Source organism: Flavobacterium sp. CSZ (assembly GCF_015350725.1).
Taxonomy (GTDB): Bacteria; Bacteroidota; Bacteroidia; order Flavobacteriales; family Flavobacteriaceae; genus Flavobacterium.
This window is the reverse complement of sequence record NZ_JADKPQ010000024.1, coordinates 20412-40703: the sequence shown is the minus strand read 5'-3', so window position 1 is coordinate 40703 and position 20292 is coordinate 20412. Positions and strand designations below refer to the sequence as shown.

The window sequence follows — 20292 nt, the reverse complement described above, 5'->3', positions numbered from 1 at the left end:
CAATTTTCCCCGGATTGCCCGTTAATAGGCAAACTGACCGCAAATTGTTCGATAAGTATAACATTCAAAAAAAAACTATCTATGAAAGCAGCTAATGACAGGCGCGTACGCTATACCAAAATGGTTTTGCGTGAATCAATCTTGGACTTGCTTAAAAACAAATCGCTCAATCAAATTTCAATAACCGAATTGTGCAAGGCTGCGGACGTTAACAGAAATACTTTCTATAAGCATTATAATACGCCGTATGAAATAATACGGGAAATCGAGGATGAAATCTTTAATGCCTTGATGGATTCTACTAAAGATATTGACAATGTAGAGGGTATTATTCTGGCTTCCTGCAGGACTCTGGAACGCGATAAAAAAATGAGTGTAATTATTTTTTCTGAAACTGATTCCAGCAGTCTGCTTTCAAAAGTGTTGTCATCCTTTAGAAACACTGACACAACTTTACAGAACAATAGCGATGCAACTATGCAGCACTATTTACTTAACAAAGTATATTTATTTGCAGAACAAGGCACCATCGCACTAATGAAAGATTGGGTTCTTGGCGGCTTTAAAGAATCTGCCGAATCCATTGCGGAAATTATTTCTTATTTAATCCAGAACATTAATGGATCTATAGATAATTTTAAAAGTAAAGGTCTTTAAAATCACAATCTTTACCCAATTTTCATATTAATGATTCTCAGAAGGTTATCTTTAATAAAATAAAAAAATTATGTCAGATAAAAACAAGAAGTCGTTTGGAGTTTGGATGGATTCACACAACGCAACAATCGTAGGAAAAGAAAGTGTTGATAATGGAGATTTTATCGTACTGGGACATGTAAAAAATGCAGGAGCGGATAATAATTCAAATGAAAAAAATTCAAATAATCAGGAAATTAGCTTAACGCAAAAATTTTTCAAGGAGATTGCAAGCAAAATGCCTAACATTGATCAAATTCATATTACAGGAACGGGACAAAGTCAAGAACAATTTATTAATTTTTTGGCTGAATCTCCACAGTATAAAAATGCAGTATCAAGCGAAAGCACCTCTATTAAAATGAGTGATGAAAATCTAACTGCATACATTACAGAATATTTCAACTAGATCTTTTCATATCTAAATTCAAAACATAAAGCCTTAGGTATATAATTACCTAAGGCTTTATGTTTATATCTAAATTGCCTGAAAAAATTTATCGTCAAGGCAAAATAGTATTAAATAATACTTTTGTGATTTTCACATTTACCCTAACCTTAGTCTAAATTTCAAGGAGCTTTCTTATTGCGTTTTTATTCTATTTTATGAAGCTACTCATAGTGATACTTTATAAAAAATAGTTCGGGATATTACTTCCCACTAAAAAGTCCTAATGAAAATTATGACTTTTTTTTATGGATAAATTTTAGATTTTAAATTCCAGATTCAAAAAACATACAGAGCTATTCAATACAAGAGATTTCTTCTTTTCTGTTTTACTCACTTTTCAATTCAGGTATCAAACATTACTTAAATCCTGACATAAAACACCTCAACATAATGGCAAAAATGGGCAAATACATCATTTGTATTATATAATGCTTCAAATATAGTAGTCTAACTATTTCAGTAAAACTAAATTTACAATCTTAAAATTTTACTGATTATACATTATTAGATATAAAAAATTATAATATCAAAAATAAGTCGCAAAAAAAAGATAATATCTCTCTACATGTTTCAAAAACCTCTATTATAAAACCTAAAACCACATGATGAAAAAACAAATTAAAAAATATGCCTTTTTAATGCTAGTTGTTCTGGCAAACGGATATGCTCAAACAAAAAAACATATGGATGCTAAAAAACCCATTGAAGACCGAATTTCGCTTTTGATGAAAGAAATGACATTAGAAGAAAAGGTAGGACAAATGAATCAATACAATGGTTTTTGGGATGTGACCGGACCGGCTCCAAAAGGCGGAAGCGCTGAATTAAAATACGAACATTTACGAAAAGGCCTTGTTGGATCAATGCTTACTGTTCGAGGTGTTAAAGAAGTTCGCGCCGTGCAGAAAATTGCGGTTGAAGAAACCCGTTTGGGAATTCCGCTAATTATAGGTTTTGATGTAATTCATGGATATAAAACGTTAAGCCCAATTCCGCTAGCAGAAGCGGCAAGCTGGGATTTGGAAGCCATTAAAAAATCGGCGGCAATTGCGGCAGATGAAGCTTCGGCCTCTGGTATTAACTGGACTTTTGCACCTAATGTCGATATTACAAATGATGCACGATGGGGACGCGTGATGGAAGGTGCTGGTGAAGATCCTTATTTAGGAAGTAAAATAGGTTACGCAAGAATAAAGGGGTTTCAGGGAGAAACTATGGCAGATTTGGCTAAGGTAAATACAATTGCCGCTTGCGCCAAGCACTTTGCAGCATACGGTTTTGTCGAAGCAGGATTAGAATATAATATGGTAGACATCAGTAATTCTAAATTATACAACTCGGTTTTGCCGCCTTTTGAAGCGACTATTCAGGCGGGAGTTCGTACGTTTATGAATTCATTTAATACATTAAACGGAGTTCCTGCAACTGGAAACATTTTCCTGCAAAGAGATATCCTAAAAGGAAAATGGAAGTTTGATGGTTTTGTGATTTCGGATTACGCTTCGATTCGCGAAATGATTGCACACGGATATGCAAAAGACGAAGCCGATGCAACTGCAAAAGCAGTCATTGCAGGTTCTGATATGGATATGGAATCGTATTTGTATGTCGCAAAATTAGTTGGTTTAGTAAAAGAAGGAAAGGTAAAAGAGGCTTTGGTTGATGATGCTGTTCGCAGAATTCTACGTGTGAAATTTGAACTGGGTTTGTTTGACGATCCATACAGATATTGCGACGAAAAACGTGAAAAAGAAGTTGTGGGAAGTAAAGCCAATAATGACGGCGTTCTGGATATGGCTAAAAAGTCGATTGTATTATTGAAGAACGATAAGAATTTGCTTCCGTTAAAGAAATCCGGGCAAAAAATTGCTTTGATTGGCGCTTTGGCAAACGATAAAAACAGTCCGCTTGGAAGCTGGAGAATTGCTGCCGATGATAATACTGCGGTTTCTGTTTTAGAGGGAATGCAGCAATACAAGGACAATGAATTGACTTTTGAAAAAGGGGCAGATTTGCTTTCGCAGAAAGCTACTTTCCTGACAGAAACAGTTTTCAATACAACAGACAAGAGTGGTTTTGAGGCTGCTAAAAAAGCCGCAAAAAATGCCGATGTTGTCGTGATGGTTTTAGGTGAATACGGTTTTCAAAGCGGAGAAGCCAGAAGCAGAACTGACTTGAATTTACCAGGATTACAACAAGAATTATTAGAAGAAATTTACAAGGTGAATCCAAATATTGTTTTGGTTTTAAATAATGGTCGTCCGTTGAGTATTCCGTGGGCTGCAGAAAATATCCCAACAATTGTAGAAGCCTGGCAATTAGGAACTCAAACCGGAAATGCCGTGGCTCAGGTTTTATACGGCGATTACAACCCAAGTGGAAAATTGCCAATATCTTTCCCTAGAAACGTCGGGCAAGTGCCTATTTATTACAACAAATACAGCACGGGAAGACCAATTGATAGTGATAAAAATGTATTTTGGTCGCATTATATGGATGTGGAAAAAACACCCCAGTTTCCGTTTGGTTTTGGATTGAGTTATACGAAGTTTGATTATAAAAACCTTAAAATCAACAAAACGACTTTTGCAAAAGGAGAAAAAATCCAAGTAAGCGTTGATGTTACCAACTCTGGAAACTATGATGGTAAAGAGGTCGCTCAGTTGTATATAAACGACCCTGTTGCCAGTATTGTAAGACCCGTAAAAGAATTAAAAGGTTTTGAACTTGTTGAATTAAAAAAGGGAGAAACTAAAACCATTCAATTTACATTGACAGAAAAGGAAATTGGTTTTTATGACAATGAAGGCAAATTTTTAACAGAACCTGGCTTGTTCAATATAATGGTTGGATGGAATTCAAATGAAGGTCTTACCAGTAAATTTGAATTAAAATAAAGTCTTTTAAAAAAAAATTAAACACATAATAGAACCGGATAGTATAGTTTTTTTTAAAAACAACTTTACAGCCTGAGTATGATTATCCCCAAAAGGGCAATAATCTTACTCAGGTTTTTTGGCAATAGGAAATATTTAGATAAAAAAAATTAAGTCTCTAATTTACTTTTATTTATATTGCTTTATATATTATGCGAATCCAGAGTTGAAAGTCTACAATTTGTGCCATTAGGCACTCAATATTGGTAGAAAAAATAAATCGCAATAAATTTAGCGTGCCTTAGGTACGCAATAGTTATCATTTTGTTGCGTACCTAAAGGCACGCCAGTATATTTCGAATCTATAATGATTACCAATATTGGTGCCTACGGGCACATTTCAACTCTTAATTAGCTTATAAAAAAGAATCAATTGCGCATTTTATTTTCAATCAGAGTTGATAAATAATAACATCAAAATGTAAATGAAAAATATTAAATATATTCTTGTATGCTTTTTTACAGGTTTAAATTGCCTGTTTGCTCAGGATAAATTTGACAATTACCAATTTAGAAGCATACAGGAAACTACTTCAAAAAGAGCCATTTCTTCAATTATTCAGGATAAAAATGGATTTATTTGGATAGGTACAAACGGCACAGGTTTGTATCGATATGATGGAGTAAATTATTTTGGATATGAATACAATAAAAAGCCCGGCTCACTAAACAGTAACTTTATTTATGCAACCTTTATTGATTCTGATAATAACTTATGGGTGGGTACCGATGACGGTTTATGTTTGTACAACAGGGATTTAGATAATTTTACTAAAATCAATATTGAAGATGTAATTAGAAAAGGTTATGACGAGCCTATTACTGTAAAGACAATTATAGAGGATAATAATGGTAATTTAATTCTGGGGACTTATGGTTTTGGATTATTCAAACTCAATAAAAAAACCTTAAAAACTACTCTGATTCCCTCAAAGGTGTTGGACAAATTTAATTTTCTAATAAAATCTTCGGTAAAAAATAAACGGGGTATTATTTATCTGGGAACGAGTTATGGACTTTTAGAACTTGATTTAAACGGAAAACTCAAGCAGGTTTATAAAGACAAATTTAAAAGAGAACCCTTATTAGATGATATCGAAAATCTTGTTATAGATAAATACGGATATATATGGCTGGGAACCACTGAAAGCGGTCTGATAAAAATTAAACCAGAAACAGATAATTATCAATTTGAAAATTATGCTATTACCAAAAACAAAATCTTATCAATTCTAGAAAGCAGTCACGACTATATCATTTGCGGTACCGAAAATGACGGATTATTGGTCGTAAATTATAAAGGGCAAGTACTCCAAAAATATTTGCATAGTAAGTATAATGACTTTAGTTTAAAATCTAATTCGGTTTGGTCTTTATACGAGGATAAAGAAAAGCGACTTTGGTTGGGCTATTTTAATAAAGGACTTGGGGTATTTGACAAACCCAATAACAAATTCAATTCTCTTGAATCGCAAGTAAACAACGATAATTCACTTCAAACCAGTTATGTCACTTCGATTATAAAAGATAAAAAAGGAAATCTGTTAATCAGTAATGAAGGCGGAGGTCTCGATATTTATAATCTTAACAACAAAAGCTACATTCATGTCAACAAAAACAATCAAAGCTACTATTCCGGTTTGGATGCTGTTGATATTCAGTCCATATTTATAGACAGTAAACAAAATATCTGGATAGGAAGCTGGGATCGCGGTATCTACTTTTTGAAAAATGGCACTACCCGATTCATAAACTACAATACAGCAAATACTTCGGGATTAAAATCGAATCGTGTTTTTAGTTTTTCAGAAGATTCAAAAGGCCGAATCTGGATTGGAACTTTTATAAAAGGATTGCATTATTATGATAATAAGAACAATACATTTATTCATTGTGAATCAAAATCATTTACAGAAAACGCTTTAGACAACGCTTTTATTCGTAAAGTTTTTGTAGACTCTGATAATGTTTTGTGGGTAGGAACAATTTTAGGCTTGTATCAGGTAAGTTTAAAAAACGATTCTGATTTTAAAGTGACCAATATGCGTGATGCCATGTTCAAAGACAAAACGAAGTACAACAGCATTCAGACTATTTTATCGATTTATGAGTCTAACGATAAAACGATATGGATAGGAACAGATGGCGAAGGATTGTTCAATTATAATAAAAAAGACAAGACATTTTCGAACTATAATAACTTTGCGGGTTTTAAAGAAAAATCTGTTCGCGCTATAATTTCTGACAACAACGGATCTTTATGGATAAGCGGTGGTTCAGGTTTAACAAAACTTGATTTCAAAAATAAAAAAAGTACCAATTTTACTAAAGATGATGGTCTTGTTGATAACGATTTTAATAATAATGCGGTTTTTAAAGATGGAAATGGAGAGTTGTATTTTGGCAGTTATGAAGGAGTAAATTATTTTAATCCTAACGAGATCAAAAAAACAGAAAAAGCGCCAAAATTGTATTTCAGCGATTTCAAATTGTTCAATAAATCTGTAAAACCAAATGAAGATTCCTCGCCCTTAAGCAAAGTAATTTCCCAAACTAAAGAAATTATTCTCAACTACACACAATCGGTTTTTACGATTGAATATGTGGGAATTAATTATAATTATTCTAAAAAAAACCAATATGCCTATTATTTACAAGGCTTTGAAAAAGAGTGGAATTATGTGAGTAATAACAGAACGGCAACTTATACCAATCTGGCGCCGGGCGATTATGTTTTTAAAGTAAAATCGGCAAATGCAGATGGTTCCTGGAGCAATACTCCATTAGAATTAAAAATAAAAATCCTTCCTCCGTGGTGGAAAACCTTTTGGGCTTATTTATTATACACTTCTATTTTAGTTTTCCTGATGATATACCTGAATAAAATTTATCAAAATCGTTTTAAAGCCAAACAAGCAATAATTTTAGAAAAAGAAAAAAACATTCAGTCAGAGAAATTAAACAATAAGAAATTACAATTCTTTACTAATATTTCGCATGAATTCAGAACGCCATTAACACTCATTATTAATCCGCTGGAAGATATTTTAAAAAGTAAAAATGTATCTCCGGAAATACGTAATAAATTAAAAATCGTACACAAAAGTTCCGACAGGCTTTCCAGACTAATCAACGAGCTTATGGATTTTAATAAATTAGAGTTTAATAAAATTTTCCTTCAGGCCAAAAAAATAGAAGTCGTAGCTTTTACGCAAGGAATCATCGGTTATTTTGATGAAGAAGCTGCTGCGCGAAATATCACCATTAATTTTGAATCTGAATTTGAAGAGCTTGAAGACTGGCTAGATCCTAAAATGCTGGAAAAAATACTGTTTAATATTATTTCAAATGCATTTAAATTTACTCCGGATAACGGTGCTATTACCGTTTCTATTAATAAATCAGATGCCGATAATGCGCTGCTAATTAAGGGCATTGAAGTTCCTTCTTTTTCGATAACCATTACAGATACGGGTTCAGGAATTCGCAAAAAAGACCTCAACCGAATCTTTGACCGATTCTATCAGGTCAATAATGTAAATAAAGATTACTACGGCAGCACCGGAATTGGTCTGGAGGTCGTAAAAGAATTTATCGAACTACATAAAGGTAAAATTGATGTTGAAAGTGAAGTTGGACAAGGCACAAAATTTACGGTAACTTTTCCTTTGGGTAAATCTTTTTATAAGAAAAATGAAGTAGTCGACGAGGTTTTTAAAATAGAAAAAAATAAAAATAAATTTCTGTCTCAATCCGCTAATGATCCATCTGAGGATGATGAGTTTACCAATGAAAACATCGAAGATAATGTTTTCGAAACTGCAAAACCATATACTGTTTTAATTGTGGAAGATAATCCTGAATTAAGAAATTATCTCAAAAATGAACTAAACAAATTATACAAGGTTATTGTGGCCGAAAATGGTCAGAAAGGCTATGAAATTGCGGTTGAGAAATTGCCGGATTTAATTATTACAGATGTTATTATGCCGGTTATGGATGGGCTGCAATTGTGTAAAAACATAAAAGGCGATTTAAAAACGAGTCATATTCCTTTGTTAATGCTCTCGGCAAAAGCAATGGTAAAAGACCGACTGGAAGGAATTGATTCCGGCGCTGATATGTATTTGAGTAAACCATTTGAGTTAGACATTTTAAAATCAAGTCTGGCACAGCTTATTACAAGCAGACAAATCATGTTCAAGAAATTCTACAGCGGAATCACCAAAGACGGTAAAGAAAAAACAACTTCGCTGGATAATGAATTCATTCAAAAAATCCTGCATTTTATTAATGAAAACATCAGCGAACCTGAATTGACTGTCGAACTTTTATCTTCTAAAATCTATTTGAGCAGAAGTCAGTTGTATCGAAAAATAAAAACTTTAACAGGAGTTTCGGTCAATGAGTTTATTAGAAATGTACGATTAGAAAAAGCCAAACAACTAATCGAGAAAGGAAATAGTAATATTAATGAAATTAGCTATAAAGTAGGTTTTACTTCTCCCTCCTATTTTGCAAAATGTTATAAAATCAAATACGGACATTTGCCTACACAGGAAAAAAGACCAAAAGAATAAAGTAATTGTTCCAATATAATAATGCCATTAAAAAGAGCTTCGATTGTATAGTCGGGCTCTTTTTTTGTCAGGCAATTTTCTCAAAAAAGAATGGATTTAAAACCAAATAAAAATCCATATATCAAAAAAATTATCTCTTTTTTTAAACAAACAATATTTTTTAGCTAAAAATTTTAGCAATATCTCAGTAGCTATTTTTATGGTTTTAGGCTCTTTTCGAGCCGTAATAGGGTGTCTGATGTTTTTTTTGCATCATCTGTTGCACAATATGCTTCATCTATTCTACAATAGCACACCTCTAGATTCTACTTTCGTTAAGAAATATTTAAGAAAAAGTTCCGCCGTCATTTTTCTAAATGATGCCCTTGCAAAAGACCTTTCCATTAAATGTTTTCTAACTAATTATTTAACTTAAACTCTAAACCAAATTTTATGCAGAAAAGAATGTTAAAAAAACTATTGTGTTTAATAGTATGCATGTGGGGAAATTTTTTCTTTGCTCAAACTATTAAAGGTAAAGTAACATCAGGCGGAACCAGCCTACCGGGTGTTAGTATAATAGTACAAGGAACAAAAAACGCAACAGTTACCGATTTTGACGGTAGTTTTGTTTTAAATAATGTAGAACCAAAAGCGCTGTTGCTTTTTAGTTATGTAGGATATAAAAATTTATCATTGCCGGCAGATACTAAATCTGTGATGCAGGTGGTTATGGTAAACGATCTCGAGAAATTAAATGAAGTTGTGGTTATTGGATACGGAACTTCAAAAAGAAAAGATATCAATGGTGCCGTTTCCTCTATTAAGGCTTCTGAGATTCAGGACAAACCCTTTACTTCTATCGATCAGGCACTTGTAGGTAAAGCTGCGGGTGTAAATGTTACTCAAAATTCAGGAACTCCCGGAGGAGGAATTTCTGTTCAAATTCGAGGAATTACTTCTATTAATGGTAATGAACCATTATATGTTATTGACGGAACACCAGTTTTTGCAGATAAAAACAACGAGACATTTTCGTTCAGCGCATTGGGCGGAGGAAACGGACAAACTAAAAACTCCGCTTTATCGGGTATCAACATTTCGGATATCGAAACTATTGATATCTTAAAAGATGCATCGGCAACAGCCATATATGGTGCGAATGGTGCAAACGGTGTTGTTTTGATTACCACTAAAAAAGGAAAAAAAGGAAAATCAAAATTTACTTATGAAACCTATTTGGCTACTCAGCAAATAACTAATACTGTTGATGTTTTAAACTTACCTGAATATGCTAAATATCAGGCGAAAATTTTCAAACTAAATGGTGAACCTGTTCCTTTTCAATATCAAAAACCGGATTTATTAGGCAAGGGAACAAACTGGCAGGATGAACTTTTTAGAACCGCTACATTGTACAACCATCAATTGTCGTTCTCTGGCGAAAAAGACGGAACACGTTACTATACCTCATTGAATTATTTTGATCAGGAAGGAATTGTTTCCAACTCCAATTTCAACAGATTATCAATGCGATTAAATGTAGATTCTAATGTTAAATCATGGCTAAAAATTGGTAACAACCTATCTGTAAGTAAATCATCTCAGCAAGTAGTGAGAAACGACGACAGAGGTGGTTTAGTAATGAATGCTTTAAGACAATCTCCTGAATTACCAGTTAGAACTCCCGATGGTTCTTATGCAGGACCAACAAGCGGTTTGGGATCTTCTGCAAATGAAGCTACAAATCCAATTGCTTTGGCTGAATACAATAATTCCACTACAGAAAGATTTAAAATTAATGGTAATTTATTTGCTGATTTTACGATCATCAAAGGATTGGTTTTCAGATCTGAATTAGGATACGATCTGAATTTTGCAAAAAGCAGCACTTTTGTACCTAAATACACCTTAGGAAACGTATCTGAACTTTTAAACAAGTCATTCAAACAACAAGATCAAAGTTATTATTGGAACATTAAAAACTATCTGACGTATAATAAAACGATAAACGAGAAACACAACTTTACTTTTTTATTAGGTCAGGAAGCGCAGGAAAGCCGATATGAATACCTAAGCGGTTACAGAACGGGTGAGTTTTTGAGTAAAGATTTCACGAACTTAAATATTGGTGATATTGATACTGCCCTTAACGGAAATGGTTCTGGCAGATGGTCTATGGCATCTTATATAACAAGATTAAATTATAGTTTTTCTGATCGATATTCTTTCTCAGCTTCTTTAAGAGCAGATGCTTCATCCAACTTTGGACCCAATAATAAATGGGGTTATTTTCCATCATTTTCAGGAGGCTGGACCGTTAGTAATGAAAGATTCTTTGAGCCTTTAACAAAGAACATAAATTATCTGAAATTTAGAGCCGGTTACGGTCTTGTAGGAAATCAAAATATTCCGGCAAACAGATATCAAACTATTCTGTCGTTGCTTTCATCTCCTTTTGGAGGCGTATCTCCAACTATAGATAACTTAGGAAATCCGGATATAAAATGGGAATCACTAAAATCTTTCAATGCTGGTTTTGAAATAGCTATGGTGAATAACAGAGTAAAATTAGATTTCGATTATTATATCAAAAATTCATCTGATTTCCTTACCAAACAAATCAATGATGAATCGAATCAAAGTGCACTTAATTATTACCTCAATACAGGTGAAATTGTCACAAAAGGAATCGAACTTACCTTAAATACAAGAAATATCGTAACGGAAAATTTCACCTGGGATAGTACCATTATTTTTTCAAAATATAATAATGAACTTACCAGATTTCAAGGCGAAGGAAAATCTTTACTGGGAAAAGTTCAATTTGATTTATACAACGTTACCAGAACAACCGAAGGACAACCGGTTGGACAATTTTATGGATATGTGACTGACGGATTATTTAAAAATGCAGCTGAATTAGCAACAGGACCTATTCAGGAAACAGGAACAGGAATTGGAGATATTCGTTTTAAAGATCTTAACGGCGATGGCAAAATTGATGCTAAAGATCAGACTGCCATAGGAGATGCAATTCCTGATTTTACGTATGCCTTTACAAATAACTTCAAATACAAAAACCTTACTTTATCTGTAGTCTTAACAGGAAGTCAGGGCAACCAGATTTACAATTTTACACGTCATTATACTGATGGTATTTATCCTGGATTTGGAGACCGATTTGGAAATGTTAGTACCGAAGTATCAAATGCTTTTGAAGCCGGAGTAAACGAAAATACAACTGTACCAAGAATTACCCTTAATGACCCAAATGGTAACGGAAGAATCTCCAATAGATTTGTTGAAGATGGTTCTTATTTAAGAATTCAGAATGTTTCTTTAAGCTATGATTTACCAAACAAAATATTCGAAAATTCTTTTATATCTAAAGTAAGATTGTATGTGAATGTTCAGAACCTGTACACTTTTACAAAATATTCAGGTTTCGATCCTGCGCTGGGAAATTTAGACCAAAACATAACCTTAAGCGGTATTGATTTAGGACGTTATCCTGTGCCAAGAACCACTTCTTTGGGATTGAATCTGGAATTCTAAAATTGATAATAAAACACATTTGACTTAATCGTTAACATAAAAAAATAGTTATGAAAAAACTTTTTAAACTTTTTATGATGGGAATGCTCATACCATTGCTGTCTTTATTTTCCTGTTCAGATGATTTTTTGGATGCGCCATCTGAGAATCAATTAACACCAGCTGATTTACCTGAAGGAGTCACGGCTTTTGACGGAATCGCTGAGAGTTTGTATTTTAAACCCTGGTTTACCTTTAATGATAAATTCCTTATTGCAGTTGGGGATATGTACGCGGGCAACGCCTTTACATTTGATGGTGCTTATTCACAATTTAAAGATGCTCAGGTAACCTCGCAAAACCCGATCCTTACAGAAGGATATGTTTCGTTGTTTTCGGTTATCGATCAGTCGAATAATTTAATGAGTTTAGTCGAAGACAGAAAAAGTGAATTGCCTGAAGCATCGTATAAAAATGCTATTGCAATATCACGATTTATGAGAGCCAATGCTTATTTCTATCTGGTAAGAACTTTTGGTGCTGTTCCTATAATTAGCAAAGCAGGTTCTGCCCCACAGCCAAAAAGAAATCTTATTGCAGATGTTTATAAATTCATCAAACAAGATTTAGAATATGCTGTCGAAAATTTACCTGAAAGATCCGTAAAAAAAGGATATGTTACCAAATTCACTGCCATGGGTATTCTTGCAAAAGTGCATTTGACTTTGAATGAATATGCAGAATGTGCCGCTTTAACCCAGAAAATTATTGGAAACCAATATGTTTTAATTCAGGATTACGGAAACTTATTTAGCAGTCCGGAGAATAATAATAGTAACGAGAGCATGTTTGCCCTGCAATGGAAAGCTATTGCTACTGAATGGGGAACGCAAAATACCAATCAGGCGTATATAGTTCCCGGAGGCACAGGAATTACTGGCGGTGGTGACGGATGGGGAGTTTACCTTCCTTCTATCTCATTGCAAGGTAGCTTTGAGCCAAATGATACCAGAAAAAAGAGTACTATTATGACAGATGGCGACTATTATCCTGAATTATTAAAAAGTCAGGGGGGGTTTCTTTATAAAAAAATATACTCTTCGACAGCAGCTAATTTCAGAAAATACATTGTAGGTTCTGCAGCAGAAAGAAATGATGTGTTTTTTATGAGAACGTCACAAAATACGATTATACTGCGATATTCTGATGTTTTACTAATGAATTCTGAGGCTATTTTGGCCGGAGCACCCTCTACAACTTCTGCAGCTGCTTTAAGTACTTTTAATGAAGTAAGATCAAGGGCCGGATTACCTCCAAAAATGATCCTTACAAGAAATGATTTATTTAATGAAAGAAGAGTGGAGTTTGCTCTTGAAGGACAATATTTCTTCGATTTAAAACGTCGTGGCCTTGCCCAGGCAACAGCAGTTATTTCGCAGCAGCAAGTTGGTTTTTATTCAGATGATGACAGAACCGAATTGGTTTCTATAAAAATAACTCCGGGAAGTAATTATTTCGAACTGCCATTACCGCAGTCTGCTATTGATACTAATCCATCATTATTAGAGCCTCCGGTTCCTTTTAACTTTAATTAACTTATACTATGATCAATAAAATAAAATATAGAGTTCTAATTCTTTTCGCACTAGCTTCTTTTACAGCTTGCCAAAATGATGATGCAGTGACTTCAAATGTAGATGCAATGGTTGCAGAACCAGGAGATTTACTCAATCAGGCCTTTCCATCAAACAAAGTCAGAGTCGAAGGTCAGGGTTTAGAGGGATTAAAAAAGATTACACTGGATAATAAAATTAATATCAGTTTCAATGCAAACTACAATTCAGATAAATCATTTATTTTCACTATTCCTTTTGATGATAAACTAGGCAGCAGATTTGGTGTACAGCCCATTACATTTGAAACAGCAACTGGTTCAGTAACTAAAAACATTGAGATTTTACAGCCCGTTCCTACCCTTACAAAAACAGATCCTGCTGTAGCAACTCCGGGATTTCCGCTGGAAATTCAAGGAACGTGGTTTTATAATATTTCATCGGTAACCTTGGCAGGAAAAAAAGTGAGTTATACTCTAAAATCATCTTCTGCAATTATTATTGGTGTGCCTGCAGATGCAGTTTTTGGTTCAGAGTTTGTACTTACTACACCGGGAGGTATTGCAAAAAAAGTAATACAGCTTCTACCTCCTGTTACTCCGGAAGTTATTGTTATTGTGTCTGATTTTGATGGAAATGGTACAAGAACCAATTGGGATGCTTATGGAGATAAAGATAGTTTTAACGCAAATACTGCAGATGGCCCAACAGGTAATTATGCAACACTTGTCTGGGCTGGTTCAACAGCCAATGGCTATAACGGAAGTAGTGCAGGCGGTGGAGCTAATTTCCTAAGCGCCTCGAATAATGATGCAACAAAAACATTTATAGATATTGACGTAAGTGCCAATGTTGTAGGCGCTCAATTTGCCATTCAATTAAATACGATTGATAATAAAAACTATGGCTATAATTTTAAAATAACCGATATTAACTGGACTACCAAGACCATAAAATTGGCTGATTTTAAAGATAATTATGGATTTGGAGATCCTGCCACTACGTTGGACGCTTCTAAAGTTAATGAAATCAAAGTAGGAATAGTTCAATCAGATACACCCAATCCAAGTGTAATAAAATACGATAACATTAAGGTTCGTTACAAATAATTAATGATTGCATTTTAAGCTCTCAGCAAAAAAGAGGTTGTAATCAAAAAAACAGCCTCTTTATAAAACAGAAAATATAAAACAAGAATATTCACCTTAACAATAAGGATATTCTAAAATAAAAAAACAGTATGAAAATTAAATTTTTACTAGTGCTGGCCAGCTTTTTCTTTTTTCTAAATGCCTGCTCTAAAGACGACAACCAAGCTGTTGCTGGTTTAGAAACGCCAGTTGCAAACGCACCAAAAGAGGTAAACGATCATGGTTTTAAAGCCAAATGGAATTATGTTTCAAATTCTAAAAGCTATCTTTTGGATGTTTCGACAAACGAAAATTTTACCACTTTTGTTCCCAATTATAATGCAAAACCTGTTACAGATCTAAACGAAGTTGTAGTGGGCTTAACAGGTGGGACTCAGTATTATTACAGGGTTAGAGCCAAAACAGAAACTGAAATTTCAGGATATTCGAATGTTATCAGCGTTGTAACTACAGGATCTAGCAACATTCCTGAAGATCCTACATTTTTAAAAGTAAAAGCAAACAAACTCGCTAATCCGTTTTTTATAGGTATGGCGATAAAAGCCTCGCAATTAACCAACGGAAGTCCTTATGATGTTATTTTGAAAAATGAATTCAGCAGTATTTCTGCCGAATATGAGATGAAAATGGACCAGATTTCCACAGCAAGCGGTGTTTACAACTGGACTGTAGCCGATAAAATTGTGGCTTACGGAAATACAAATAATATCAATGTTCACGGTCATGCTTTGGTATGGCATAATTCAGTACCAACGTGGCTAAAGAATTATTCCGGAACTGACGCCGAATTTGCAGCAGAGGTTAAAAAATACATTACAGATGTTGTGACTCATTATGCAGGAAAGGTAAAATCCTGGGATGTTGTTAATGAAGCCGTAGATGACAACGGCGGTGCCATGAGAAATACTATTTTTCTTCAGCGAATGGGAGCCAATTATGTAAAAGATTGTTTTCAGTGGGCTAAAAATGCAGCTATTGCAGCAGGGGATACCAAATTATTGTTGTTTTATAATGATTATGCAACCTCAACTAATATTCCAAAACAAGACAAAGTTTTTAGTATTGTCGATGATTTAAAAGCAAATAATCTTATTGATGGTGTTGGTTTTCAAATGCATAACACCTATTTAAGCCCAACAAAAGCACAAATAGAAACCGATCTTAACAGAGCTGTAGCAAAAGGGCTGAAAATTCATGTTTCGGAACTAGACATACAGGTAAATCAGTCGAATGACATTACGGCTTTTACCAACGAAAGAAGACTGGCTCAAAAAGAAAAATACAAAGAGATCGTAAAAATCTACAATGGGCTTCCTGCAGCAAGCAAATATGCCTTAACGGTTTGGGGAATGAAAGATAATGAATCCTGGATTCCGTTTAGTACAGAACTTAACCACCCGGGAGATGACTGGCCTTTATTGTACGACTCCAATTTTGCCATTAAAAGTTCGCATACAGGATTTCTGGAAGGTTTAGATTAAATTTTTTAAAACTATACTACTTTACTTCAACTATTGATAAACCAAAAAAATAAATTATGAAAAAATTAAATTTATTAGCGTTAACAGTGACATGTGTATTAGGTTTAGGATTTGCTTCCTGCGCAGATGATGTAACCCCGGCAGCCAAAGACCAATCTGCAAATGCGAGTACAAAAACCAGTACAAGCAAAGTAGCCAGTGCGCCATGGGTCAAACAATTTGAAGATACATTTGATGTAGGTTCAAGTTTATCGCAATGGACAAAAGAACAGCGAGCAGACTATAATTCGTGGTATTGTGACTATGCCAGCTCAGTGCCAACTACGCAATGGAGAGATGGAAAACAATGTTTGGAAATCAAGACTACGAAATTGAGCACGTACAAATATCAATCCGGATTCATTTCTTCTCATTATCAATATAAACCTGAAAATAATACAGAGTATATGCTTTCTGCCAATATTAAACTAGTAGCGATGGATGGCGGAAATTACAAGTCTTTCACACAAACTTACGGTGCCTGGCCTGCCTTCTGGTCCGTGCAGCAAAATGCCTGGCCAACCAAAGGAGAAATTGACATCATGGAAGGTTATTCTTTTGCGCCTAATTCAAGTCGCTTTGCTTCAAATCTTTTTTATGGAACTTCTAGCGGAACAAACCAACTAGGGAATTCTGCCGAGAGAAACTATCCAGGTAATTTTGATATAAACGCAAATGGCGGATGGCATTTATATGAATCCTTCTGGAAAATGAAAGACAATGTCGTAACAGTAACTATAAAAGTTGATAATGTAACCATTTCAACATATACCAATAGTAGTGCAGGAAATCTTAACTTAAATAATTTCGGGCCGCATTCGATTATATTTAATCTAAATGTGGGATCAAAAGACTCCAATTTTATTGATCCTAATAAAATCAATTTGTTTTCCACTGTAATGATGTGGGTAGATGATGTAACAGTTTACAAAAGACCAATCTAATTTATACTATAAAGGTCCTAATGAAAATTAGGGCTTTTTTTATGGATCAATTTTAATAGTGAAAATTCTAAATTCAAAAAATGCTTCAGCTGAATTTGTATTACATTATTAATACAATGTACAGTATAAAAAAATCGGAACACGATTACTGCTGTTCCGATTGAATTCACTCATTTTTTTTGACACTTCTTAAAAAACTTCAAGCAGTGCTTATTGAGATTTCTATGCTATAGTATATTTTTTTTCTGTTACAGTATTGGTCGTTTCACTTGTTACACTATCTACAAATCTCCATTCAGCTTCAGAACCAGATGATGTAAATTTAAGATATGTATATCCTCGTTTATACAAATTTGCATATTCTAAATCATCTATGAGTACTGTAAATGCCTGTGCTAATTCTACAGCTTTTGCAGGGTCTGAGGTAATTCCCAGATAAGCTTCCAATCCTGGTGATGAAACAGAACTGCATGCTATTTCAGTTCCTATAAAATTCCCCTGCATATCGGTGAGTTTACCCATCCATGCATTATGAGTATCTCCGGCTAAAACCACAACATTCTTCCCGGAAAGCATCGCATACAATTGTTCTCTTTCTGCAAAATAACCATCCCAGGCATCCAGATTATAGGGCAGGGTTGTCGTAATTCTCGCAATTTCCTGAGCGGTTAAAGAAGGGTCATTTTGTTTGTGTCTCATTTTAATAACAACAAGTGCAGAGATTGCACTAATAAGCGCCTGCATGGTCGCCGGCTGTGCACTTCCAAAATGATCCACTTCTGCTAGAACCTGGTTCAAAAGCAGCAACAACTCTGCAGGAATCAGCATTTTTGTCATCAGGATCTGCTGGCCCAATACTTTCCATTTAGCGGTATCTGCACTGATTTGTGATCCCAGCCATGTCATTTGCTCGTTTCCAATTAATTTTCTGCTGGTGCTTAACAAATCTGTTCTAAATTTTGTCTGGTCAAAATTACCACTATTATCAATATAATCAGCATAACTCATCTGCTTATCTCTGGCTATAACTCTGGTATCCATCATATAGAGCGAAAGAATAGTACCAAAATTAAAGCTTCTGTAAATTCTAAGATCTTTTCCTGTTTTAAGCGGAATGTATTCGCTGTAGGCCTGGAAAGCTGCCATTTTTCTCATCTGAAAATCCCCTTCGGCAGGCTGATGGTTTTCGGCACCCGATTTATAGGTATCGTTAGCAAACTCATGGTCATCCCAAACACATATAAAAGGTTTTTTCTGATGAAGAAGCTGAAGATGTTTATCTCCTCTATATTGTCTGTAACGCTCTCTGTAATCGCTAAGGCTTGTAATTTCCCTGGCGGGTTTATGTTCTCTGCCAAGTGGGTTGGTAAAAGGATTTGTTCCGTACTGTCCCGGTGCATATTCGTAAATATAATCTCCAAGATGAACCACTACATCAACATCTGAAGAAGCAATTGCTCCATATACATTGAAAAGTCCAGCCGGAAAATTAGAACAGGAAACAACAGCCATTTTTACATCATTTACACTATCTGTTTTAGACGGCAGCGTGCGTGTTTCTCCGGTAACACTTACTTGTTTAGTTTTGGCATTATAAAATCTGTAATAATACTTTGTATTGGAAGGGATATTCTGAAGATCCACCGCTATTGTAAAATCATTCGCAGAAGATGCTCCGGCCTGCCCTTTTCGTATTACTTCAGAAAATGCGGCATCCTTACTTAGCTCCCAGGTAATTTCAGCATCTGAACCTGCTGAATATCTTGTCCAGATAATCACTCCTTTTTCAGTAGGGTCAAAACTGGCTACACCTGTTTCAAACCCTTCGTTTTTCATTCCATCTGGCGCACCACTGTTATCCGTTTTATCATCGTCACTACAGCTTTCGATAAGTGGAGCGATAAAAATTCCTCCAGCGGCCAATAAAGAATTTCTAAGAAACCTTCTTCTGCTTAAATCATTGTTATTTTCCATAAAAAAATTTTTACATCAAAAAAACAATGTAATATTAAAACAGAGGTTATGGCATTTTTAAAATTACCTTACATTAATATTAACAATCCATTTACTATAATAAGTTATTGATCTTTACTTAAAACAATATCGAAAAGCCTTTAGCATATTTTGTAAATAAATCGATTGCAATCAGGATGATCATAAGTAAAATAAAAACTAATATATAGGTAATTATTTGTGCCTTTTTATTGAATTCAAAAGTGGCAGGATTGATAAAATAATCAGCATACACAGCCTGAGAAATTTTTATATGAGGACAAAATAAAGTTACGCCCTGCAGAAAATGGCCAATTAGATGATATTTGTTTTTTGGGATATAAGTCAGTCCATTCTCTGCTTTAGAAAAATAAATGGGAATTTGTTTACCTTGCTTAAAACCGAAAATATATCCCGGAGAATATTTTGTTCCGATTTTTCTATCGATATCACTTACATAAGCTTCTGTGCTGCTTTCGAGCTGCTTGTATAAAAGACTGTAAACAATGCCATCGTACTGATGATGATGCATACCGTACTGATCTATAGAAATATGGATGATTTTTTTAAGTTTTTGACGCTTGTAATCCTTGTAAAGAGCCCAAAAAACCCAAAGAAGTATGGGAAAATATATTAGGTTGAAAATCATCTCGCCAGTAGATATGGGACTATTATGCTCCAGCTGAATACTCAACGGAAGTGCTATTAATAAACAAAGCATTGCAAGAAACAAAAGTCCGAACATTATGTAGACAAAAATAGTAGCAGTTAAATTACGTTCTGAAATTATTTTAGGAAAATTTTCTTTGTTATAAATCATCAACTAGTTATTGTTATAAAACATCATTAAAATTAAAATCAGGCATCCCTGCTGCAGATAAAAACATAAAACT

General features: G+C 34.3%; 11 protein-coding genes. 9 read left to right on the top strand and 2 right to left on the bottom strand.

Going from position 1 to position 20292, the window contains the following annotated elements; translation table 11 throughout:
- The first annotated feature begins 81 nt into the window (after nt 1-81).
- The 9 genes from IRZ78_RS22475 (at nt 82) to IRZ78_RS22435 (ending at nt 17407) form a co-directional block, all read left to right on the top strand.
- Nucleotides 82-657 (top strand): TetR/AcrR family transcriptional regulator, encoded by a 576-nt coding sequence (locus IRZ78_RS22475; protein ID WP_194619131.1) that lies wholly within the window; start codon nt 82-84, stop codon nt 655-657.
- Nucleotides 658-727: 70 nt separating this feature from the next.
- A complete protein-coding gene (locus IRZ78_RS22470) occupies nt 728-1105 on the top strand; it encodes a hypothetical protein (protein WP_194619128.1) in 378 nt (125 codons plus the stop codon).
- Between the two features lie 647 nt (nt 1106-1752).
- Nucleotides 1753-4044, top strand: a complete 2292-nt coding sequence (gene bglX, locus IRZ78_RS22465) for a beta-glucosidase BglX (protein WP_194619234.1) — start codon at nt 1753-1755, stop codon at nt 4042-4044.
- 464 nt (nt 4045-4508) lie between these two features.
- Nucleotides 4509-8663 carry a two-component regulator propeller domain-containing protein gene (locus IRZ78_RS22460; RefSeq protein WP_194619126.1) on the top strand — a complete coding sequence of 1385 codons (4155 nt, stop codon included), beginning with the start codon at nt 4509-4511 and terminating at the stop codon, nt 8661-8663.
- A gap of 432 nt (nt 8664-9095) precedes the next feature.
- A complete protein-coding gene (locus tag IRZ78_RS22455; protein ID WP_194619123.1) occupies nt 9096-12200 on the top strand; it encodes a TonB-dependent receptor in 3105 nt (1034 codons plus the stop codon).
- Nucleotides 12201-12250: 50 nt separating this feature from the next.
- Nucleotides 12251-13774, top strand: a complete 1524-nt coding sequence (locus IRZ78_RS22450; protein ID WP_194619121.1) for a RagB/SusD family nutrient uptake outer membrane protein — start codon at nt 12251-12253, stop codon at nt 13772-13774.
- 8 nt (nt 13775-13782) lie between these two features.
- Complete coding sequence (locus tag IRZ78_RS22445; protein ID WP_194619119.1) at nt 13783-14901, top strand: hypothetical protein; 1119 nt, start codon at nt 13783-13785, stop codon at nt 14899-14901.
- 131 nt (nt 14902-15032) lie between these two features.
- The gene (locus IRZ78_RS22440; protein WP_194619117.1) at nt 15033-16424 is read left to right on the top strand and encodes an endo-1,4-beta-xylanase; all 1392 of its coding nucleotides are present in this window, start codon (nt 15033-15035) and stop codon (nt 16422-16424) included.
- A gap of 56 nt (nt 16425-16480) precedes the next feature.
- Nucleotides 16481-17407, top strand: coding sequence for a glycoside hydrolase (locus IRZ78_RS22435; protein ID WP_194619115.1), 927 nt, complete (start codon nt 16481-16483; stop codon nt 17405-17407).
- Nucleotides 17408-17629: 222 nt separating this feature from the next.
- On the opposite strand, the gene IRZ78_RS22430 is transcribed toward IRZ78_RS22435, so the two are convergent.
- Together IRZ78_RS22430 and IRZ78_RS22425 are read right to left on the bottom strand one after the other, a co-directional pair.
- Complete coding sequence (locus tag IRZ78_RS22430; protein WP_194619113.1) at nt 17630-19381, bottom strand: alkaline phosphatase D family protein; 1752 nt, start codon at nt 19379-19381, stop codon at nt 17630-17632.
- A gap of 118 nt (nt 19382-19499) precedes the next feature.
- A complete protein-coding gene (locus tag IRZ78_RS22425; RefSeq protein ID WP_194619111.1) occupies nt 19500-20219 on the bottom strand; it encodes a hypothetical protein in 720 nt (239 codons plus the stop codon).
- Between the last annotated feature and the right edge of the window lie 73 nt (nt 20220-20292).